Annotated in this window: 23 protein-coding genes and 1 other RNA gene; 22 read left to right on the forward strand and 2 right to left on the reverse strand. The window is 32.1% G+C overall.

Annotated features, from left to right (window positions below; all coding sequences use genetic code 11):
* The first annotated feature begins 61 nt into the window (after nt 1-61).
* The 4 genes from B5E87_RS06855 to nth all read left to right on the forward strand — a co-directional run bounded on the left by B5E87_RS06855 (nt 62) and on the right by nth (nt 2,584).
* Nucleotides 62-778, forward strand: coding sequence for a zinc metallopeptidase (locus B5E87_RS06855; protein ID WP_087244189.1), 717 nt, complete (start codon nt 62-64; stop codon nt 776-778).
* Nucleotides 779-848: 70 nt separating this feature from the next.
* Nucleotides 849-1,334, forward strand: coding sequence for a hypothetical protein (locus B5E87_RS06860; protein ID WP_241147142.1), 486 nt, complete (start codon nt 849-851; stop codon nt 1,332-1,334).
* A gap of 1 nt (nt 1,335) precedes the next feature.
* The gene (locus tag B5E87_RS06865; protein WP_087244191.1) at nt 1,336-1,935 is read left to right on the forward strand and encodes a DnaD domain protein; all 600 of its coding nucleotides are present in this window, start codon (nt 1,336-1,338) and stop codon (nt 1,933-1,935) included.
* Nucleotides 1,928-2,584, forward strand: a complete 657-nt coding sequence (gene nth, locus B5E87_RS06870) for an endonuclease III (protein WP_087244192.1) — start codon at nt 1,928-1,930, stop codon at nt 2,582-2,584. The genes B5E87_RS06865 and nth overlap by 8 nt, the downstream gene beginning before the upstream one ends.
* A 31-nt stretch (nt 2,585-2,615) precedes the next feature.
* Here the strand turns inward: nth and B5E87_RS06875 are convergent, their stop codons facing one another.
* Both B5E87_RS06875 and recU read right to left on the reverse strand, forming a co-directional pair.
* Nucleotides 2,616-5,420, reverse strand: coding sequence for a transglycosylase domain-containing protein (locus B5E87_RS06875; RefSeq protein ID WP_241147143.1), 2,805 nt, complete (start codon nt 5,418-5,420; stop codon nt 2,616-2,618).
* On the reverse strand, nt 5,420-6,013 hold the full coding sequence (gene recU / locus B5E87_RS06880; RefSeq protein ID WP_087244194.1) for a Holliday junction resolvase RecU: 594 nt from the start codon (nt 6,011-6,013) through the stop codon (nt 5,420-5,422). Before recU ends, B5E87_RS06875 begins: the two co-directional genes overlap by 1 nt.
* A 148-nt stretch (nt 6,014-6,161) precedes the next feature.
* On the opposite strand from recU, the gene B5E87_RS06885 reads away from it, so the two are divergent.
* The 18 genes from B5E87_RS06885 to miaA all read left to right on the forward strand — a co-directional run bounded on the left by B5E87_RS06885 (nt 6,162) and on the right by miaA (nt 23,058).
* The gene (locus tag B5E87_RS06885) at nt 6,162-6,494 is read left to right on the forward strand and encodes a DivIVA domain-containing protein (RefSeq protein ID WP_087244222.1); all 333 of its coding nucleotides are present in this window, start codon (nt 6,162-6,164) and stop codon (nt 6,492-6,494) included.
* A gap of 40 nt (nt 6,495-6,534) precedes the next feature.
* An RNA gene (gene rnpB / locus B5E87_RS06890) (RNase P RNA component class B) lies at nt 6,535-6,856 on the forward strand.
* Nucleotides 6,857-7,075: 219 nt separating this feature from the next.
* Nucleotides 7,076-8,017, forward strand: coding sequence for a helix-turn-helix domain-containing protein (locus tag B5E87_RS06895; protein ID WP_087244195.1), 942 nt, complete (start codon nt 7,076-7,078; stop codon nt 8,015-8,017).
* 1 nt (nt 8,018) lies between these two features.
* A complete protein-coding gene (gene pgsA, locus B5E87_RS06900) occupies nt 8,019-8,612 on the forward strand; it encodes a CDP-diacylglycerol--glycerol-3-phosphate 3-phosphatidyltransferase (protein WP_087244196.1) in 594 nt (197 codons plus the stop codon).
* Between the two features lies 1 nt (nt 8,613).
* Nucleotides 8,614-9,069 carry a CinA family protein gene (locus tag B5E87_RS06905; RefSeq protein WP_087244197.1) on the forward strand — a complete coding sequence of 152 codons (456 nt, stop codon included), beginning with the start codon at nt 8,614-8,616 and terminating at the stop codon, nt 9,067-9,069.
* A 44-nt stretch (nt 9,070-9,113) separates the two neighbouring features.
* Nucleotides 9,114-10,145, forward strand: a complete 1,032-nt coding sequence (gene recA, locus B5E87_RS06910; RefSeq protein ID WP_087244198.1) for a recombinase RecA — start codon at nt 9,114-9,116, stop codon at nt 10,143-10,145.
* 145 nt (nt 10,146-10,290) lie between these two features.
* Nucleotides 10,291-11,850, forward strand: a complete 1,560-nt coding sequence (rny, locus tag B5E87_RS06915; protein WP_087244199.1) for a ribonuclease Y — start codon at nt 10,291-10,293, stop codon at nt 11,848-11,850.
* A 42-nt stretch (nt 11,851-11,892) separates the two neighbouring features.
* Nucleotides 11,893-12,675 (forward strand): TIGR00282 family metallophosphoesterase, encoded by a 783-nt coding sequence (locus B5E87_RS06920; protein WP_087244200.1) that lies wholly within the window; start codon nt 11,893-11,895, stop codon nt 12,673-12,675.
* Between the two features lie 47 nt (nt 12,676-12,722).
* Complete coding sequence (locus B5E87_RS06925; protein ID WP_087244201.1) at nt 12,723-12,983, forward strand: stage V sporulation protein S; 261 nt, start codon at nt 12,723-12,725, stop codon at nt 12,981-12,983.
* Nucleotides 12,984-13,045: 62 nt separating this feature from the next.
* Nucleotides 13,046-13,291, forward strand: coding sequence for a hypothetical protein (locus B5E87_RS06930; protein ID WP_087244202.1), 246 nt, complete (start codon nt 13,046-13,048; stop codon nt 13,289-13,291).
* A gap of 81 nt (nt 13,292-13,372) precedes the next feature.
* Nucleotides 13,373-14,815, forward strand: a complete 1,443-nt coding sequence (gene miaB / locus B5E87_RS06935; RefSeq protein WP_087244203.1) for a tRNA (N6-isopentenyl adenosine(37)-C2)-methylthiotransferase MiaB — start codon at nt 13,373-13,375, stop codon at nt 14,813-14,815.
* Nucleotides 14,799-15,143 carry a YlbF/YmcA family competence regulator gene (locus tag B5E87_RS06940; protein WP_087244204.1) on the forward strand — a complete coding sequence of 115 codons (345 nt, stop codon included), beginning with the start codon at nt 14,799-14,801 and terminating at the stop codon, nt 15,141-15,143. Before miaB ends, B5E87_RS06940 begins: the two co-directional genes overlap by 17 nt.
* Before the next feature lie 65 nt (nt 15,144-15,208).
* Nucleotides 15,209-16,717: an IMP dehydrogenase gene (locus B5E87_RS06945; RefSeq protein ID WP_087244205.1), complete on the forward strand. Its 1,509-nt coding sequence runs from the start codon at nt 15,209-15,211 to the stop codon at nt 16,715-16,717.
* A gap of 146 nt (nt 16,718-16,863) precedes the next feature.
* Nucleotides 16,864-17,370, forward strand: a complete 507-nt coding sequence (gene cotE / locus B5E87_RS06950) for an outer spore coat protein CotE (RefSeq protein WP_087244206.1) — start codon at nt 16,864-16,866, stop codon at nt 17,368-17,370.
* A 96-nt stretch (nt 17,371-17,466) separates the two neighbouring features.
* Nucleotides 17,467-19,956, forward strand: a complete 2,490-nt coding sequence (mutS, locus tag B5E87_RS06955) for a DNA mismatch repair protein MutS (protein ID WP_087244207.1) — start codon at nt 17,467-17,469, stop codon at nt 19,954-19,956.
* Between the two features lie 12 nt (nt 19,957-19,968).
* A complete protein-coding gene (mutL, locus tag B5E87_RS06960; RefSeq protein ID WP_087244208.1) occupies nt 19,969-21,783 on the forward strand; it encodes a DNA mismatch repair endonuclease MutL in 1,815 nt (604 codons plus the stop codon).
* On the forward strand, nt 21,783-22,142 hold the full coding sequence (locus B5E87_RS06965) for a phage holin family protein (RefSeq protein WP_087244209.1): 360 nt from the start codon (nt 21,783-21,785) through the stop codon (nt 22,140-22,142). The genes mutL and B5E87_RS06965 overlap by 1 nt, the downstream gene beginning before the upstream one ends.
* On the forward strand, nt 22,135-23,058 hold the full coding sequence (gene miaA / locus B5E87_RS06970) for a tRNA (adenosine(37)-N6)-dimethylallyltransferase MiaA (protein WP_087244210.1): 924 nt from the start codon (nt 22,135-22,137) through the stop codon (nt 23,056-23,058). Before B5E87_RS06965 ends, miaA begins: the two co-directional genes overlap by 8 nt.
* Nucleotides 23,059-23,063 lie beyond the last annotated feature (5 nt).

Consider the following 23,063-nt stretch of genomic DNA (forward strand, 5'->3'; position numbering starts at 1 on the left):
TCTTTTTTGACATACTGAGTTAACATAATGGGTATATTATAATTATTGAGGTGATGAAAAAATGTTTTTTCCGTTTTATGGAGTTTACTATAATAGCTATTATATGATTGGAACAATCTTTGTTATTTTGGCTGCTATATTGGCCTTATGGGCACAAATGAAAGTCACATCTACATATAGTCGTTATAAAAAGCTAGCTAATATGCGTGGTATAAGTGGAGCACAGGTGGCAAGAGAAATATTGGATAGTGAGGGATTATATGATATTCAGATTTATGAAGTGAAAGGTCAATTAAGTGATCATTATAATCCTGGTCGCAAGACAATTAATCTTTCCAGTGATATTTATCATGGAACTTCTATAGCTTCTTTAGCTGTAGCAGCACATGAATGTGGACATGCCATTCAATATAAAGAAAAATATATTCCTATTTCATTAAGAAATGCTATTTTACCAATTGCGAATGTTGGACAGTATTTAGGATGGATTGCCATCTTTATTGGGTTGATTCTTGGTCAAACAGACATTGCCTGGATTGGTTTTATTGCAATGTGTGGAATCTTGGCTTTCCAACTGGTGACTCTCCCAGTAGAGTTCAATGCATCTTCTCGAGCACTTTCTATTTTAAAAACACGTTATTTAACGACTTTGGAATATGATGGTGCTAAGAAAATGCTATCAGCTGCAGCCATGACTTATGTTGCGGCTTTGATTTCAACATTAATGAGTATGTTAAGAATATTTTTGATTATTTTAGGTAATTCAAGAGATGAGTAAAGACCAGTGATGGTCTTTTCATTTTTGTTTTGCATTTTAGACTTTTTGTTATATAATAGAAACACTGGAGGTGGACAGATTGAAAAAACATACATTTATTATTTCAGTTGTTGTGTTAGTTATTATTTTAGCAGTTGTTTCTTTTTATATGTTATTTGTTCATGTTCCATATTATCAATATCATCATCAACTTGATGAAATTAGAAATGAAATTTGTGAAACAAATCAATATGAATATGATGATTATTTTAGTGAATATCGTGGTAAAGAAACTTATTATATTGTCAAAGTGAAAATAAATGGTGTTGAATCTTATGTGGCATATAATAAGGATTTAAAACTGGTAGATACTTATCAAGGTGAAGTGGCTGATGAAGCAGTTGTCCAAAAAGCTATTCAAGATAAATATCAGGTCAATATAGAAAGTATGGAAATTGGTTATGAAAATGAACGATTTGTATATTATGGACGTTACCAGGATGAGCAATCTTTGTTATATGTATATTATGATTTGGCAACTGGAGAATTTATAAAAGCAGTAAGGCTAGGAGAATAATATGGATGAATTATTAGATTATCGTTGTGTTGATTTTCAGAAGTTATTGATTTTAAAGTCTAAACAACTGCATATTTCTGATCAGGAGTGTTATGTACTGTTGTTGATTATGACTTTAGATGATATAGGAGTTAAACCTATTACACCATCACAAATTTCACGTATTTGTTCTTTATCACTTCGAAAGATTGATGATATTTTGATGTCATTGGTTGATAAACATTGGATTTCAAGACAACATGGTTCATTAAATCTCAAGCCTTTACAAAAAATGTTGTTAAATCAACCGACTCAAACAGAAAGCCAGGATATTGATTTGGTTAGCATTTTTGAAGATGCCTTTGGACGTAGTTTAAGTCAAAGAGAAGTACAGTTAATTAATTCTTTAAAGTGTCAGGGCTTTGATGATGAAATGATTGTTGATGCTTTAAATGAGTCAGTGAAATCAGGTGTTATTACTTTTCGTTATATCGAAAAAGTATTGGATAATTGGGCACGTTATGGCGTTACAAAGCGCTATGCTCCTGCAAAGCCACAACCAAGTCATAATGAGGTTGAACAAAGTATAAAGGATTATAAATGGTGGGAAGAAAATGAATAAGGAAAGAGTCAAACGTATTTTAGATGTTTTTGATGAGATGTATCCAGATGCTAAATGTGAATTGGTTCATCATAATGAATTAGAATTGTTAATTGCAGTCATGTTATCTGCTCAAACAACAGATGCGAGTGTGAATAAATTAACAGAACAGTTATTTCAAAAATATCAAAGTGTTAAAGATTATGCGAAAGCCCCTTTATCGCAATTAGAAAATGATTTACGTACTATTGGTCTTTATCGAAATAAAGCGAAAAATGTCAAAGCAATGGCGCAAAAACTCATTGATGATTTTGATGGTCAGGTTCCTTGTGATCATGAAGCCTTACAGACATTGCCAGGAGTAGGGCGTAAAACAGCGAATGTCGTCATATCAGAAGGATTTAAAGTGCCTGCTATTGCAGTGGATACACATGTAGAACGTATTTCAAAAAGGCTTGGTTTTGCTTTTAAGAAAGATTCAGTTTTGGTGGTTGAACAAAAGCTACAAAAAGCTATACCTCAAGAAAGATGGATTAAAACGCATCATCAAATGATTTTCTTTGGTAGATATCATTGTAAATCTATAAATCCTGATTGTCAGCATTGTTCACTCATTGATATATGTAAAGAGCCTAAAAGAAAAAAATATTTAAATATAGAAAAAGACTGAAAACTCATTGTTGAGAATTCAGTCTTATTTTTTATTGCGTTGGAGTTTGTGTCGGTGTTGTAGGCTGAGTTGGGTCAGGTTGTTGTGTTTGACTTGTGGTCATGAATGAATCAGTACCAAGAGTCACAGTTTGACCATCAGCTTGTGTATGTGTAAATGTGACAGAATAAGTTGTTCCAGCGGATAATTGACTAAATGTAATTGTACCACTTTGTTGAAGTGTTTGATTTGTTCCATTTAACGAAGCTGTAATGGAAGTTCCAGCAGGGACAGTGACCTGATATGTAACTGAACTTTCTGTTAATGCAGTACGTGTATAGCTTGCAGGCGTTGTGTCTTCTACTGTGATTGTTTGTGAAATTTTATTAGAAGTTCCATTGCCACTTTCAAAAGCATAGTATCCTGTTACAGTATATGTACCAGGTGATAATGTGTAATTTATTGTTCCAGTGGCACTATTTAAAGTTTCACTATGAACAACATTACCAGAGGCATCTGCAATATCAACTTTATAAACAACTTTTCCATATAATTGATTAATATTACCTAGATATGGAAGTGTGTAACTATTTCCACCAGCTGTATATGTTTTTGTAGGTGTTGCATCTTCTGTCATGCTCTTTGGATCATACTCAGTGAATGTGACATTGAGCTTATCATTAGCAAGTTCAGCTGTAAAAGATGACAGATTATTTAAACTAGAACCATTTGCACTACCACTAGGTGTATTGTTCTTTTTGAATAAACCAGAAACAACACGATTATCAGGCACACCTTCACCTGGAGTCACATATGGATAAATACCTGATACACAGCTTGCTTCTACTAATCCAGATGGTTGAGAAGGATATGAATTTTTCATACCATCTTCATGTAAGAATTTGGCAATCATCGTTGCGATATTATTGGAATCGCGATTGCTTTTTGTATAATAACCTTTTTTTTGATCTTTAGCATTATAACCTGTCCAGACACTCCATGTATAATCTGGAGAAAAAGCTGATAACCAGGCATCTTTATTTTGACCACGAATTTTTTCATTAACACTTGTATCATCAGCATGGTTAGAAGTTCCTGATTTAGCACCAATCTGATATCCTAAATTTAACATACTATACATTCCAGTTCCAGATTTGACATAGTCAGTCATGATATCACGAATCATATAAGCTGATTCTTCAGAAAGGGCTTGTGTTTTTTCTTCTTGATATTTTTGATCAATTTCAATAACTTCACCAGTTGTTAATAATTCGATTTTTTGAACTGTATGAGGTTCAATATAAGTTCCACCATTCGCAATGACAGCATAGGCACCAGCTTCAGATTCAGGAGTGACACCTTGTCGCCATGCTCCAATTGCATAACCAATGTCAACTGATTCGCCTTCCATATCAAATCCCAAGCTTTCAAGATATTGAGTTGCACCATCAATACCAATACCATCACCAACATCATTACCATTACAATCTTTTCCAGTAATGACTTCACTAAATGTTTGTAAAGCAGCAGCATTCCATGAATTGCTTAAGGCACTCGAAATAGAAATATCACCATTATATTTTCTTCCGTTCCAGTTGCTAGGAACAAAACCATTCGCATATTCATAAGGAACATCATGGACATAATGGGCTGTTGAATAATCTAAGAATTCAAATGCAGCAGCATATGAAATTAAAGGTTTTAATGAAGAACCAGGCTGGTTCTTTTGACCATAGCTTGCACCTGTTTGAGATGCATATGCATATGTTGTCCCTAAAGGTGTATAATCACGTCCACTTAAAACACCGACAATGCGTCCTGTTGTGGATTCTTGAATAACAGCACCCACTTGAATTCTTGAATCCTGAAAATCATATGTTTCACCACTTGCAATATCATCTAATTGTTTTTGAACATCAGTATCAATATATGTATAGATACGCATAGGTGTTTCATATGGATCATAACCAGTTGTTTCCTGAACTTCACGAATGACTTTATCAGCATATGCCTGATATTGTCCGCTTGTTGAAATTGGATTTGATTTCAATGTGTTTTCAACTGGAATAGCTTTTGTAGCTTCGCATTCTTCTTTAGATATATAACCATGCTGTAACATTAAACCTAGAATTGTATCACGACGATCTTGAGCTAAGTCCAGGTTTCTAAACGGATCAAAACGGTTTGGAGAGTTTAAAGTACCTGCTAACAAAGCCGCTTCTGGTAATGTTAAGTTTTGTACTGATTTATCAAAATAATATCTTGAAGCTGCATAAATTCCTACTGTTTGAGGACCATATCCAAAATATATTTTATTTAAATAGAGTTCAAGAACTTCTTCTTTTGAAATTTGAGAAGTTGCTTCGATTGAAAGAATAATTTCACCAATTTTTCTTTCAATGGTTTGTTCCTCATCAGGATAGTATGACTTTTTAATTAACTGTTGAGTAATTGTTGAACCACCAGCTGTAATACCACCTGCAGCAATATTACCTACTAAAGCTTTGACAATACGAGGAACATCAAACCCGTTATGTTCAAAAAAACGTGAATCTTCAGCAGCTACAACAGCATCAATCATTACTTGAGGAATGTCATTGTAACTGACATTTTTTTGAACACCACCACGAGCAACGGAAAACCACTCTTCACCGTCTGTTGTACATAAAACAGAAGATTCATCAGAAGTGAGTTTTTCCTTTGAAAAGCCTTCTACCTGTTTGAAAATCCCAAATCCCAAATACATACCAGTAGAAGTAATCATAACCGCAACAATTAAACAAACAACTTTAATAATTCGTCTTTTTTGTTTCTTGTTTTCTGTTTTGGTAGATTTTTTTCGGTTTATTTTTTTCATCATTCATCCTCCTTAAAATACCAATCGTCAACAACTTTTAAATAATCTAATCTTGGTTGATAGCCTTGGGGTATCAGATGTCCAAGATTTTTGATTTTTTCATATGTTATTGATTTTCGCTGGGAATGATAATAATCATTAATGATATGACTTGCGTCAATTAAGTATACCTCATTTAATGAGGTAAATGCAATAATAACAAAAGCAATCCCTCCATGATTGATGATTTTTTGTAGATGATCAATCTGATGTTTTGAAATATTTGCAAAAGGAAAGGTCTTGACTTTTGTTTCTTTAGCTTCAAAATCCACATATTTCCCACGATAAAGTCCATTATAGTCTGTGGTTGAAGGTGTTTTATAATAAGCTTCTACAATTTTAGCGGCTTCACGTCTGGGATAGTTAACTTTGACAATTTGAATAGGCGTTGGCTTTTTATAAATAACCGCAATATCATGTGAAAGATAATATTGATTCGATAATGTAATATCTTCTTCCAATGACATTCCACGATGAGCTGTATAATGTTTTTTATCGTGCGTTGGTAATGTTGAAGATTGCCAGCTGCGTTTCATATTAGGGTAATTAACCATAATTATATCCTTTCATTGATTTACCATATTATTATAACATATATTTTTTCCATCTTGTCTAATTTGTGTGTAAAATCATCTTTTTTTAAAAATATCTTGCATTTATAATTGTTTTTTGTGAAAATATGGAGGAGGAAAGGTGATGGATATGGCAAAGAAAATACAGTTAAGTCCAAAAAAAATTTTAAACAAACATTTTCAAATAGATTTTAAGGGTTATAGTGCAACCGAAGTAGATTATTTTTTAGATACAGTTGTTGAAGATTATGAAACATTTGCGCAAATGTTAAATGAATCTTATGAACAGATTGAAAATCTACAAAAAGAAAACGAAGCTTTAAAAATGAAAATGGCAAATATGGAAAGAGAACATTTGATTCAACAGGATAATTTACGTTCTATGGAAGAAAATCTTTCATCTAATGTAGATTTGTTAAAAAGAATCTCTAATTTAGAAAAAGAAGTCTATAAAAATAAATAATGATTGCTTTTTTTTGCGATTTTGAGTAAAATATGCATGCTCATGAGAACCGATTGCTAGAAATAGAGGAAAGTCCGGGCATCCACAATCTGCGATGATTGTAGTGTTTGTACTGCATCTAATAAATGCAGGTAGCATCTTGCTAACGACAGACCTAAGACCTAAACCGTCAGGCATGGTTGATAAGTCATAAAGTGCCACAGAAACAATGTCTTTTGAAAAAAAGAGTGAAAAGCGGTAAACTCTGCAAGGATGAAACCCAAATTTTGGTAGGGGAGCTTCATAGAGGGAATTGAACTGATATGAAGATGTGTTATACACATAGATAAATAATCGGTTGAAAAACAGAACTCGGCTTATCAGAATGAGCAATTTTGTCGATAGAAATGTCGACTTTTTTTTCTACCTAAAATAAAAATATTTATTTTTTTTGACAGGAAATTATATAGATATAGGATAAAATTCATAACTTGTTCATAAATTCATAAAATAATAGTGTTGGTATTGTAAAAATAACTATTTTATGGTTTAATATGATTATTATTGAAGGGACATTTTCTGGAAATAAGGAGGTATTTTTTTTGGATAATTTAGGTCAAAATATTCGTCAAAAAAGAGAAAAGAAACAAATGACGATAGAAGATTTATCAGCAAAAACAAAAATTTCAGTCGCTGTTTTAAGAGATATAGAAAATGGAAAATTTGATCGCTATAAAGGTGATGAAGCTTATGTAAAGATGTACCTCAAAAAAATCTCAAAAGCTTTAGAGATGGATGGAGAACAGTTAACAGAGCAATATATAGAATTAACTCGTGAAATTGAGTTGGAAGAATTAAAGGAAAAAGAAATACAGGAAGATCATAATGAAGAAATTGTGAATAAAGGGAAAAAATTCTCTTTTAAAGCACCTCAATTAACTAGAAAACCTTCTGTATATGAAGATAAATCGCATGTAACGATTATTCGAGCAGCTATTATTTTGGTTTTAGTGTGTCTGGTGATTGTCGTTATTTGGTTTGGATTTTATGCAACACGTACTCAAAGTGATGATCCAGCAAAACCTGACAATCAATTGACAGTAGAAGGAAATGTGGAAACAACACCTCCAGATAATCAGCCGTCAAATTCTGGAAATAATGGGAATCAATCACAAACAGCACAAGGAACTGTAGAATTTACTAGAAATGATTTTTTAGATTATAATTTCAAATTGCCTGCAGATGCCCAAACATTTACATTGAAAGTTGAATATAATGCACCTTGTTGGGCACAAATGAGAGTCAATGATGAGATATATGATCAGTTTGTATCAAAAATTTATCATGAAAATGAAGATGGTGAAACTGAAACAGTAGAATTGACATTTAATGTAAGTGATTTTGAAAGTTTAGATTTACGTAATGGTAATAATAGAGGACATCGTTATTATATTAATAATCAGGAAATTCCATTAACTGATGAAGATATCAATACTAATCAAGATAGACCAGTCAATTTCATTTTAACATTAGAGAAGGAATAATATGAATTTACCTAATAAATTAACAACAATTCGTTTATTGAGTGTCCCATTATTTATTATTGTTTATTTGATACCATATCAATCATTAGGTATTGAGATACCTGTTTTTGATGTTTTATCAACATCATTATCTTTATTGGATATTATTTTGTTTTTGATTTTTGCTTTATCAGCATTGACGGATTATTTAGATGGTTATATTGCCCGAAAACAGCATTTGATTACGACTTTTGGAAAGTTTATTGATCCAATTGCTGATAAATTGATTGTCAATACGACTTTGTTATTGTTAGCTTCAACACATGATATTCATATCATTATTCCTATCATTATGATTTCAAGAGATATTATTGTTGATGCTATTCGTTTGGTTGCCAGCCAAAAGAATGTTGTTTTAGCGGCAAGTTATCTAGGAAAAGCAAAAACAATGACACAAATGATTGCTATTTGTTTGCTGTTATTGAATAATATTGTTTTTGCTGGTTTGCATATTCCAATGGATCAGATCATGATTTGGCTTGCAACATTGATTTCTTTTGTGAGTGGAGTAGACTATTTTATGAAAAATAGACAATATATCATGGAGAGTATGTAAAATGGAAGAATTAGCTCAATTATTAATACAAAGAAATATTTCGATAAGCAGTGTAGAGAGTTTTACAGTAGGTGGTTTTGCCAAAACAATTGGTAGTATTAGTGGCATTTCAGCTGTTTATCGAGGAACATTAGTGAGCTATCAGACACGTATTAAAAGAGATGTTTTGCATATTGATGAAAAAATTATTGATCAGTTTGGCGTTGTTTCTAAAGAAGTCGCAGGACTGATGGCCATTCAAGGACAAAAAATGTTTGATAGTGATGTATGCATTTCTTTTACTGGAAATGCAGGTCCATCAGCAATGGAAGGAAAACCAGTTGGTTTGATTTATATTGGTATTGCCTATGGTGAAAATATATATACTTTTTGTTATCGTCTTTCTGGCAGCCGTGATGATATTCAAAAACAGGCTATTTTGATAGGAATTGAAAAAATTTTAGAAATTTTGAAGTAATTTCATAAAAAAGTGTTGTATATAAATAGTAGGAGGAATATTTTATGGCAGAAAAGAAAGTGAAAAAAACAGAATCAGTTGATGATAAAAAAGAAAAAGCATTAACAGATGCCATTCATTTAATTGAAAAGCAGTTTGGTAAAGGGTCAATTATGAAATTAGGCGATCGTGTGGCAGTTGATATTGATGTGATTCCTACCGGTTCATTAACACTGGATGCTGCACTTGGTATTGGTGGTTATCCCAAAGGACGTATTATTGAAATTTATGGTCCTGAATCAAGTGGGAAAACAACATTAACACTTCATGCGATAGCAGAAGTTCAAAAACAGGGAGGAAGAGCTGCTTTCATTGATGCAGAGCATGCTATTGATCCTATTTATGCGAGAAATTTAGGAGTGAATGTTGATGAACTGATTTTATCACAGCCTGATAGTGGAGAACAGGGGTTAGCTATTGCGGAAACTTTAGTAAAGAGTAATGCGATTGATTTGGTTGTTGTTGACTCAGTAGCGGCTTTGGTTCCACAAGTTGAACTTGATGGTGAAATGGGTGATAATTCAGTTGGTTTACAGGCGCGTATGATGTCTAAGGCTATGCGTCGTTTGTCTGGACTTATGAATAAAACATCATGTACAATTATTTTTATTAATCAGTTAAGAGAAAAAATTGGTGTTATGTATGGTAATCCTGAAACAACAACAGGAGGACGTGCCTTGAAGTTTTATGCTTCTGTGCGTATTGAAATCAGACGTAGTGAAGCTATCAAAAATGGTAGTGAGATTGTCGGAAATAAAGTCAATATTAAAGTTGTCAAAAACAAGGTTTCACCTCCATTTAAAACAACATCTGTGGATATCATTTATGGTAAAGGTATCGCAAGAGATGGCGAAATTATTGATTTGGCAGTTGCTCATGATATTATTGATAAATCAGGCGCATGGTATGCTTATCAAGGTGAAAAAATTGGTCAGGGTAGAGAAAATGTTAAAATTTTCTTAGCTGAACATCCTGATATCATGAATGAAATTGAAGAAAAAGTCAAAGCACAGATTTTTGCTCATGAAGAAGCTTAACCAATATAGTTTTCTATATTGGTTTTTATTGTGGTCAAAAAGCAATCTTTTGATATTTTATTGTCAATTTCACAAAAATACGGTATAATATTTTATGTGTGTAATGCACAACAAGAAATTTGTCATAGGAAATAGGAGGAAGATTATGCAAGAATTTGGTGCCCCTCTTACTATTGTTACCTATGTTCTTTGTGTCGCTTTAGGATTTGGTTTATATTTTATTTTAACAAAATTAGGAGTATCTAAAGCTCATAATGATGCTTCTAGAATTGTGGATGAAGCCAATTCTAAGGCTGATAATATAGTTAAGGAAGCGATTCTTGATGCGAAAACACAGGCTTATGAATATAAGCTTGAGGCTGAAAAAGAAATCAAGGAACAACGCTTAGAAGTTACTAAATTTGAAAATAAACTATTGCAAAGAGAACAAAATATTGATCGTAGAGATATTGCTTTACAAGGTAGAGAAGATGTTTTGGAAGAAAAAGCAGTGCAATTAGAAAAGAAAAGTGAAGAACTAGGGAAATTAGAGGCTCAATTGAAAGATCAGATTGATGCAAAAATTACGGAATTAGAAAAAATTGCAGCAATGAGCGCTAATGAAGCAAAAGAAGAGTTATTTAAACAAGTTGAACAAAAAATGTCAAAAGAAGTGACAGCTTATATCAAAGAGCAGGAAGATGAGGCAAAATCTAAAGCTTCGCTTTATGCAAAAGATATTATTGCAGCAGCTATTAATCGTTATTCACAGGAAGAAACGATTGAACGAACTGTTAATGTTGTTGCTTTACCAAGCGAAGAAATGAAAGGTCGTATTATTGGACGTGAAGGAAGAAATATTAAAGCAATTGAAAATGCAACAGGAGTAGAATTGATTATTGATGATACACCTGAAGCTATTACTATTTCTTGCTTTGATCCAATTCGTAGAGAAATTGCACGTCTTTCATTAGAAACGTTGATTAGAGATGGAAGAATTCAACCTGGTCGTATTGAAGAAGTGGTTCAAAAGACAAAAAATGAACTTCATGAAGTCATTCAAAAAACTGGGGAAGATGCTATTTTTGAATTAGGTTTATCACGTGTTCACAAAGAAATTATCATGTTGATTGGAAAATTGAAATATCGTACAAGTTATGGTCAAAATGCTTTACAGCACTCATTAGAAGTTGCGCATTTTGCTGGAATGATGGCAGCTGAACTTGGTCTCAACCAACAGCTTGCTAGACGTGCAGGATTATTGCATGATATTGGAAAAGCTGTTGACCATGAAATGGAAGGTAGCCATGTTGAGCTAGGTGTGAAGTTTGCAAAGAAATATGGTGAAAATGCAACTGTTATTAATGCCATTGAATCACATCATGGAGATGTGGAACCAACAAGCGTTATTTCTATCTTAGTAGCAGCTGCTGATACTTTATCGGCTGCTAGACCTGGAAGCCGTAGCGAAACAATTGAAAATTATATTCAAAGACTTGAAAAACTAGAAGAAATTTCTAAAGGTTTTGATGGTGTTGATAAAGTATTTGCTATTCAGGCTGGTCGAGAAATTCGTGTTATCGTCAAACCAGATCAAGTTGATGATTTAACAAGCCATCAGCTTGCAAGAGATATTAGAGATAAAATTGAAAACGAACTCACTTATCCTGGACATATCAAAGTGACAGTTATTCGTGAAGTTCGTGCCAATGAAATTGCCAAATAAAAGATAGGATATCCTATCTTTTTTTAGAAAGTAGGAGAGATAATGAACATTCTTTTTATTGGAGATGTTTTTTCAGCAATTGGGAGAGAAATGATTGATCAATATTTACCATTGTTGAAGAAGAAATATCAGATTGATTTTGTCATTGCCAATGTAGAAAATGCAACGCACGGCAAAGGATTAATAAAAAAACATTATGATGAGTTTTTATTTCAAGGTATATCATTTATGACCATGGGTAATCATACATTTGCTAAAAAGGAACTGTTTCAATATATAGACGAAGCAGATCGTTTAATCGTTCCTTATAATCAGCCTAAAGCTTTACCAGGTGTTGGAAGTCGTGAGATTATGTTTCAAAATCGTAAGATTCGTGTGACGAATCTATTAGGTATTACTTTTATGGATGGAAAGTCACAAAATCCATTTGAAGCTATTGATGAAATTTTGAAAGAAGATCAAAGTGATATACATATTATTGATTTTCATGCTGAAGCTACAAGTGAAAAAGTAGCTTTAGGTTATTATCTTGATGGAAAAGTTGCGGCAGTGCTAGGGACACATACACATGTGACTACAGCAGATGAAAAGATTTTGCCTCATGGAACAGCATTTCAATGTGATGTAGGAATGACAGGTCCTTATCATAGTGCCATTGGATGTGATGTTGAGGGAATTATTAAACGCATGAAAATGGGTATTATGACACCTTTCCAGGTAGCTGAAGGAATGGGACAATTCAGAGCAACTTTACTATCATTTAATCAAAATAATGAGTGTACGCATATTCAAAGAATTTGTATTGATCCAGATCATCCTTTATAGTATATTTTTCCTCTTTGCTCATATATTAAAAGCAAGGAGGAATTTTTATGGAAATGATGAGAGTATCGTCTTCTTCACAACCAAGCAAGGTTGCTGGAGCATTAACGAGTTTATTAAGAGAACACCAAAAGGTTCAAATTCAAGTGATTGGAGCAGCTGCTTTAAATCAGGCTATGAAGGCTATTGCTATTTCACGTGGCTACATTGCACCAAGTGGATATGAATTGTATTGTAGCCCATCATTTTATGATTTGACAATTGATAATCAGGTCATTACATCATTAAGATTAAATGTAGAAATGAGATGAAAAGGCTTTATTTTTTTTAGCAAAGTGTTATAATAGAAATGTGATAATAAGGAGGAAATATTATGGCAAAATGTAAATTATTAATGTCTACTGCTCAAGTTCAAAAATTAATTGATTTCTTTGATGGGTATGAAGATGATAAAGTTAAATGTAAATTTATAAAGAAAACAGGAATTAAAGCTGAAATTGAATGTGAAACAGAATTAAGCCCTGATGAAGCTGCTTCATATTGCAAAGGTTTATTTAAGAAAACACCAGAAGGTGGAATCTTATATTTCTCAATTCAGCCAGATGGATTCTTTGGTTAATGAAAAATAAGGACAATGTCCTTATTTTTTTCTTTCTTATTTTGATTTATTTGGTATAATAAAGCAGAAAGTGGTGAGAAAATGAAAGATTATAGTCAATATTTTAAAGGTCCATCTTTAAAAGATGCCAAACATAGAGGAAAAGATGAAATACATCATATTAAAGATGCTTATGAAATACCAGCAGATATGGTTGGTATTGGAAAAGGACAGAAATACTTTATTCAGACATATGGTTGTCAAGCTAATGAACGTGATAGTGAAACACTAGCAGGTATTTTAGAAAGTTTAGGATACAGTGCAACTGATGAAATTAAAGATGCACAGGTTGTTTTACTGAATACTTGTGCAATAAGAGAAAATGCTGAAGAAAAGGTTTTTGGAAAAATTGGATATCTTAAAAAAGTCAAAAGAACAAATCCCAATATTATTTTTGGAATTTGTGGATGTATGGCTCAAGAAGAAGTTGTTGTTAATAAGATTTTAGAAAAACATCCACAAGTAGATTTGATTTTTGGAACACATAATATCCATCGTTTGCCTGTTTTATTAAAACAAGCTATGTTAGATAAAGAAATGGTTTTGGAAGTCTGGTCTAAAGAAGGGGATGTCATTGAAAATCTACCAAGTCATCGCGCACATCCTTATAAAGCTTGGGTTAATATTATGTATGGATGTAATAAGTTTTGTACATATTGTATTGTGCCTTACACACGTGGTAAAGAAAGATCACGTTTAAAAGAAGAAATTCTTCAAGAAGTTTTAGAATTAAAAGAGCAGGGATATCAGGAGATTACATTATTAGGCCAAAATGTGAATTCTTATGGTAAGGATTTTCAAGATAATTATAACTTTGCTTCATTGTTAGAAGATGTAGCTAAAACTGGCATTCCACGTATACGTTTTACAACTAGTCATCCATGGGATTTCAGTGATGAAATGATTGATGTTATTGCTCAATATGATAACATTATGCCAGCGATTCACTTACCTGTTCAATCAGGAAATAGTGAAGTTTTAAAACGTATGGGAAGAAGATATACAAGAGAGGATTATTTAAAATTATTTGATAAGATTAAATCAAAGATTCCTGATTGTACTATCACAACTGATGTTATTGTAGGATTCCCTGGGGAAACAGATGAACAGTTTGAAGATACATTATCATTATATGAATATTGTGAATATGATTTAGCATATACATTTATTTATTCACCTCGTGCGGGAACACCAGCAGCGAAGATGGAGGATGATATTGACATTCATACAAAAGAACAACGTCTATATCGTCTCAATGATTTGGTGAATGAAAAAGCACTTAAACAAAATCAAAAATTTCTAAATCAGGTTGTAGAAGTTCTCGTAGAAGGAACATCTAAAAAAGATAATGAAATGTTAACAGGATATACAAAACATCAAAAACTTATTAATTTTAAAGGAAATCCTGAACATATTGGTCAAATAGTTCCTGTTAGAGTCACAGAAGTCAAAACATGGGCATTGAAAGGTGAAGAAGTTGAATAAACAAGTTCAAGAAAAGGCTGAAGCTTTGAATCAATGGATTTTAAATCAGGATATTGTCAAAGAATATCAAAGATATGAAAAGAAGATACAAAATGATGAAGTGTTGAAAGCTTTGGAGAAGGAGTTAAAACAAATGCAGCAGGCTATTGTAAAAGCTAAACATTTGAATAACGACTGTGAAAGTTTAATTCAAGCTTATCAAAAAAAGAAAAAATCGTTTGATGAAAATCCATTAGTATATAATTATTTAGTGTTAAAAGAAGAAGTGAATGCATTATTAAATCAGATTCAAAATGATATTAATCTGGAATTGAAGAAAAAGAGTTGACGAAATCATGAAAAATCTATATAATTTCTTCAATAAATGACAATATAAGAAAAAGGAGAGAGATTATGGCATATTTTTTTGAAGAACCATCACATACTTTTAATGAATATTTATTGGTACCAGGATACTCAAGTGCTCAGTGTCAACCAAAAAATGTCAGTTTAAAAACACCATTAGTTAAATTTAAAAAAGGTGAAGAACCTGCATTATCGTTAAACATCCCACTTGTATCAGCAATCATGCAATCTGTATCTAATGATACAATGGCTATTGCTTTAGCAAGAGAAGGTGGAGTTTCATTTATATATGGATCACAAACTGTTGAAGCACAGGCTGAAATGGTTAGAAAAGTGAAAAATTATAAAGCTGGATTTGTTCCAAGTGATTCAAATATTGCTCCTGATCAGACTTTAAAGGATGTTATTGCGTTAAAAGAAAAAACTGGACATTCAACTATGGCTGTGACTGAAGATGGAACACAAAATGGAAAATTAGTTGGAATTGTAACAGGAAGAGATTATCGTATTTCACGTATGTCTTTAGATACAAAAGTATCTGAGTTTATGACACCATTTGATAAATTGATTACTGCTAAAAGTGGTGTTTCATTGAAAGAAGCTAATGATATTATCTGGGATAATAAGTTGAATGCTTTACCAATTATTGATGATAATCAGAAATTAGAATATTTTGTATTTAGAAAAGATTATGAATCAAGAAAATCTAATCCTAATGAATTATTAGATGCATCTAAGAGATATGTTGTTGGTGCAGGTATCAATACAAGAGATTATGCAACACGTGTTCCTGCGTTAGTAGAAGCTGGAGCAGATGTATTATGTATTGATTCTAGTGAAGGATTCAGTGAATGGCAAAAATTAACAATTGAATGGATCAGAGAACATTATGGTGATAGTGTAAAAGTTGGTGCTGGAAATGTTGTTGATGCTGAAGGATTTAGATTTTTAGCTGAATGTGGTGCTGATTTCGTTAAAGTTGGAATCGGTGGAGGTTCTATTTGTATTACACGTGAACAAAAAGGAATTGGTAGAGGGCAAGCAACTGCAACTATTGAAGTTGCTAAAGCTAGAGATGAATATTTTAAAGAAACTGGAATTTATGTTCCTATCTGTAGTGATGGTGGAATTGTTCATGACTATCATATGACATTAGCTTTAGCAATGGGATCTGATTTTATCATGTTAGGAAGATATTTCTCTCGTTTTGATGAATCACCTACAAATAAAGTCAATATCAATGGACAGTATATGAAAGAATACTGGGGTGAAGGTAGCGCTCGTGCACGTAACTGGCAACGTTATGATTTAGGTGGAGATGCTAAACTTTCATTTGAAGAAGGTGTTGATTCTTATGTACCATATGCAGGTCCATTAAAAGATAATGTTGGTTTAACACTTGCCAAAATTAAATCAACTATGTGTAACTGTGGTGCTTTAACAATTCCTGAATTACAGGAAAAAGCCAAAATCACTCTTGTTTCTTCAACAAGTATTGTTGAAGGTGGAGCACATGATGTTGTGTTGAAAGATTCAACACCATCACATAATCAATAAGATACTTCATTTGAAGTATCTTTTTTTATCATGTTTATGATTATTGATTAAGGGAATTCACGAACTCACTGGTTAATATTTGATGAATATATTAAAAAATTGTGGTAATTAAGGAGATTTATCATATAGTATATAGAGGTGGGTTTATGAGTCATAATATTAGAGAGATCTATACAAAAGCGATTGTGGCTAAAGGCAAAAAATTATCTAGGAATACTTACAATTTTACTTTGAGTCATTTACCTGATGATATACTGGGGTGCTGGATTACTAATCATCACTATGAAGCCGCTATTAAAAATAAGATTCCTAAAATTGTTGGTACTTTTGATATTCACATTTGGTACAGTTATCATGATGAAATGGATTCAATTGTAGAAAAACATCAGGTCACTTATATTGACGACATGCAGGTTACTAAAAAGGAAGATCGTGAATTTGAAAATAGTGATCAGGTCAAAGGGAGATGTTTAGAAAAACCAAAATGTTTATCGGCTACGCATGCATCAAAAGAAGTGACAATTGAAATTGAAAAAGAAATGCAAATTGAAATTAGTGGAGAAACATGTATTAAAGTAGAAGTGAAAGATGAAGAAGAAATTTGGGATGATTTAGAAGATATTGAAATCAATCCGCATTTTATTAAAGGCTAGTATAGGAAGATGCTTTTTGCATCTTTTTTTTGTATGGAATCTTTTCTTTATTTTACAAAATATGCTATAATGTGGAAGTTATAAAGGAGGAATATTATGAAGCAAAAATATTCACCAATGATGATGCAATACTTGGAAATTAAAGAACAGAATCAAGATGCTATAGTGATGTTTCGTTTAGGTGATTTCTATGAAATGTTTTTTGATGATGCTATTGTTGTATCTAAAGCATTGGATTTAGCTTTGACTGGAAAAAATGCTGGGGTTAAAGAAAGAGTTCCTATGTGTGGAGTTCCTTTTCACTCAGTCAGTGGCTATATTCAAAAACTTATTGATTTAGGACATAAAGTAGCAATTGTAGAACAATTATCTGAACCTGGAAAAAAAGGTATTGTCAAACGTGGCGTTGTTCAAATTATTACTCCTGGAACGATTATGGATACGTCTTTAAATGAAAAAAGAAATAATTATATTGGGGCTTTAGGTATTTTTGATTTTAACTATACTTTGGCTTATTGTGATATTTCAACAGGTGAATTCTATGTTGTCAATATTGATAAAAAGGAACATGTTCTTAAAAACTATATTGATTCTTTAGGGTTGAAAGAAATTGTTGTTCAAGATGATTGGACAATGGAGGGTTTATTTATTTCACATTTTGATAATGATAAATTTAATGAAAACTATAAAAAAATCTTTGATTCAATAACTGATCTCAAACAAATCAAAATATGTTCTTTATTATTAAATTATATGTTGGATACTCAAAAAAGAGAGTTAGAACATATACAAAAAATTCAGGAAGTAAAAACTGAAGATTATATTTATATGGATTCTTATACAAAGAAGTCATTAGAATTAATAAAGAATTTAAATAATGAAAGTTATGGGACTTTGCAATGGTTATTAGATGATACAAAATCAGCAATGGGTGGTCGTTTATTAAGACAGTGGATTGAAAGACCATTGGTTAATCAGGAAAAAATTGAAAAACGTATGGATATCATTGAAATATTAATTGATAATTTCATTGAACGTGAAACTATTAAAGATATTATTAATGATGTATATGATTTGGAAAAATTAGCTGGACGTATTGCTTTTGGAAATGTTAACGCCAGAGATTTAAAATGGATTGCTTCTTCTTTAAAGGTGATCCCAGAATTGAAGCATCAGCTTTTATCATTAGATCATCCTTATACGCATGAATTGGCGAATCAACTCATAGATTTATCACATTTAACCCAGACCATTGATGAGGCCATTATTGATAATCCTCCATTGACATTAAAAGAAGGTGGATTGATTCGCTCAGGTTATAATCAGGAATTAGATGAATTGAGATATATTCGTGAAAATGGAAAACAATGGTTAAGTGAATTTGAAGCTAAAGAAAGAGAAAAAACAGGCATCAAAGGCTTAAAAATAGGTTATAATCGTGTTTTTGGTTATTATATTGAAGTCACAAAAAGTTATTTACCAATGATTAAAGATGAGTTTGAATATACACGTAAACAAAGTATTTCTAATGCTGAACGTTTTGTGACACCAGAGCTTAAAGAAATGGAAGCTAAGATTTTAAGTGCTAATGATAAAATTGTTGCGCTAGAATATGAAATTTTTGTACAAATGCGAGAATATATTAAAAAAGATGTCCATTTGATCCAAGATGTTGCCGCAGTAATTGCACAAATTGATGTCTATCAATCCTTGGCCTCAAAAGCAAGTGCATATGGATATGTCAGACCAACTTTTAATCAAAATCATACTTTAAATATTGTGGGTGGCAGACATGCAGTGATAGAACAAGTTATCTCTCGACAAAATTATGTACCTAATGATATTCATATTCCTGAAGATCAATCTATTCTATTGATTACAGGACCTAATATGGGTGGTAAATCTACGTATATGCGACAAATTGCATTAAGTGTGATTATGGCACAAATTGGTTCTTTTGTTCCAGCAGATGAAGCGAATATGCCTATCTTTGATCAAATTTTTACCCGTATTGGTGCTAGTGATGATTTGATTTCTGGACAATCAACTTTCATGGTAGAAATGCTTGAAGCAAATAATGCTTTACGTTATGCAACCAAAGATTCATTAATTATTTTTGATGAAATTGGTCGTGGGACAGCAACTTTTGATGGTATGGCCATTGCCCAATCCATTATTGAATACATTGCAACATCTATACAATGTATAACTCTGTTTTCAACACATTATCATGAACTGACAATGATGGATGCATCTTTCCATATTCAAAATGTACATGCCAGTGCTTCAATAGAAGATGATCATATTGTTTTCCTTTATAAGATTAAACCAGGGAAAAGTCATCGCTCTTATGGTATTAATGTTGCTCAATTAGCGAAGTTACCAGAAGAAGTTATCCAACGCTCTCAAGTGATTTTAGAATCTTTAGAAAATAATAATATTGAAAAAGTTATTAGTGAAAAACAAGAACCTCAAATGATTACAAAAGAAAGTGCAGTGGAAAAAGCATTAGAACGTATTGATCCAATGTCATTATCTCCATTAGATGCTTTAAGTACATTAATTGAATTAAAAAAATTATTATAGTGAGGTGAGAAAATGGGGAAAATCAGACAATTAGATGATATTCTTTCTAATAAAATTGCAGCGGGAGAAGTTGTAGAAAGACCATCAAGTGTCGTCAAAGAACTGGTTGAAAATAGTATTGATGCTGGTGCTTCAAAAATTGATATATTTATTGAAGATGGTGGTATGCAAAAAATAAAAGTTTGTGATAACGGTGAAGGCATGGAAGCAGTGGATGCACGTTTGTGTTTTTCTAGGCATGCGACAAGTAAAATTAAGGATGATCGAGATTTATTCAATATTATGACATTAGGTTTTAGAGGAGAAGCTATTCCTTCTATCGCCTCAGTCAGTCGCTTTGATTTAAGAACTTCAACGGGCTTGCAGGGAACATCTATTGTTTATGAATTTGGTAAGTATCAGCAAGAGGAAGTTTGCGACTTGCCTAAAGGGACACAAATCACTGTTACGAAACTCTTTCAAAATGTTCCTGCCAGATTAAAATATTTAAAATCTGTTAATAGTGAATTTGCGGCTATTCATCAATATGTAGAACGTATGGCATTGGCTTATCCTAAAATAGCTTTTCATCTTTATCATAATGATAAGGCTATTTTTCAAACGAATGGAAAAGGACAGCTCTTAGAGGTCATTGCTAATATGTATGGAATTGCAACAGCTAAAAATATGTTGCCATTGCATCTGCAGACTGATGAATTTCAAATAGATGGATATATCAGTAAAATAGATACATCACGTGCATCTAAAGCTAATATTATTACTTTGGTTAATCATCGTTATGTTAAAAATATCATGAGTATAGATGCTATTAATAATGCCTATCGTTCTTATTTGGCTGATAATCGTTACCCTATTGCTGTTGTCAATATTGAAGTTGATCCTTATTTGGTTGATGTCAATGTTCATCCATCTAAATTAGAAGTTCGTTTTTCTAAAGAATATGAATTAAGAGATTTAATTTATAATGGTGTTAGTGAAACATTGAGACAGGTCGATTTAACATATGAAGCTAAAAATAAGCAAACAGAACGAGAAACTTTCAAACCACAATTAGATCAAATGACATTGTCAATTTCAGAAGAACTGCCAATTCAAGAAACACCTTTATGGACTCAGTCAGCTGTTTTAAAAGACAATCATAGTGTTGAAGAACCTGTTTTGGCATATCAAAGTCAAGAGGTACAACAGGATGTTATCATACCTGAAAATCCACAACCTGTGATGAAGGAAGAAAAAATAAAACCTATAAAGGAAAAAATATATGCGAAAGTACAGATTCATGGAACTTATTTGATTGGTGAAAATGAAAAAGGAATGTATCTGGTTGATCAGCATGCTGCTCAGGAAAGAATTAATTATGAATATTATAAAGATAAATTTGCCAATCTTGATTTGACAATGCAACCATTGATTGTTCCATTACAATTTGAATATCCAATGAGTGAATTTCTTATTTTAGAAGAAAGAAAAGAGATGCTAGAAAAAGTAGGTATTCATTTAGAAGTATTTGGGCAACATGGTTATATTGTAAGAAGTTTACCACTATGGATGAAAAAAATTGATGAGAATGTATTTGTAGATGAAATGATTCAAGAAGTTTTGCATAAAAATCATTTAGATGTTGTTGCCTTGCAAGATCATGCGATTGCAACACTTAGCTGTAAAGCATCATTAAAAGCGAATACGTATTTATCACAAGCGGATATGCAGACTATTTTTGATAATCTTATGCGATGTGATAATCCATATGTTTGTCCACATGGTAGACCAACAATTATTTTTTACAGTAGTTATGAATTAGAAAAATTATTTAAGAGGGTGGTTTAATGCGTAAAAGTATTTTTCGTTTAGTCTTAGAATTTCTTTTAGGTGGTGCTGTTATTATGCTTACAACATATCTATTTCCAGAAGTGTATGTGAAAAACTTTGGTGTTGCTTGTTTGATTGCTATTGTTTTAGCTTTGTTAAATACGTTTATTAAACCTCTATTAACTTTTATAGCTTTTCCTATCACATTGCTAACTTTAGGATTGTTTCAGTTGATTATTAATGGTTTTGTATTAGAAATAGCTGAAATGATTTTGGCTCCAGATTTTTATATTCCTTCTTTTGGTCTCACAATTATTATATCGGTTATCATCTCTATTTTATATAGTTTACTGGGAATTGGTAAAATCAATGAATAAAGTGATTGTTGTTGTAGGACCAACAGGTGTAGGAAAAACAAGAATGGGAGTTGCTTTAGCAAAATATTTCAATGGTGAAGTGATTAGTGGAGATTCCATGCAAATCTATAAAGGAATGGATATTGGTACGGCTAAAGTGACTCATGAAGAAATGCAGGGAATTGTTCATCATTGTATTGATATGTTAGAGCCGGATGCTTATTATAGTGTGAAAGATTTTCAAACTCAGGTTAGAAAAACGATTGATGAAATTGTCCAAAGAGGAAAAATGCCTATTATTGTTGGAGGGACTGGTCTTTATATTAAAGCGGCCTTATATGATTATACTTTTAATGATACTAAAGACCATCATGAATTCTTTAGAAAAAAATATGCTCATTATAGTCACGAAGAACTCTATGAATATTTAAAATCAATAGATCCTAAGAGTGCTATGGAGCTTCATCCACATAATCGTCAACGTGTTTTACGTGCTATTGAAATATATGAGCAGACTGGTCAAAGAAAAAGTGAAATTATTGATGCTCAACAACATATTTGTTTATATGATGCCTATTTTGTTGGCTTGACTATGGAAAGAGAAAGCCTATATGAAAGAATTAATCAACGTGTTGAATCTATGAAGCAACAAGGATTAGAACAGGAAGTTTATCAATTATATCAAACTGGATTGACGAGGGAAAATCAAAGTATGAAAGCTATTGGATATAAAGAATGGTTTGATTATTTTGATCAATTGATTAGTCGTGAGGAAGTGTATGAAAATATCAAAAAACATTCACGACAATATGCCAAAAGACAATATACATGGTTTAGAAACCAATTTCCTGTTCACTGGTATGATGTGGATTTAGATTGTTTTGATCATACGATTCAATCAGTGTGTGAACAAATCAATAAATGGACTCTTGTATGAGTCCA

Source organism: Massilimicrobiota sp. An142 (genome assembly GCF_002160725.1).
Classification (GTDB): Bacteria; Bacillota_I; Bacilli_A; order Erysipelotrichales; family Coprobacillaceae; genus Allocoprobacillus; species Allocoprobacillus merdigallinarum.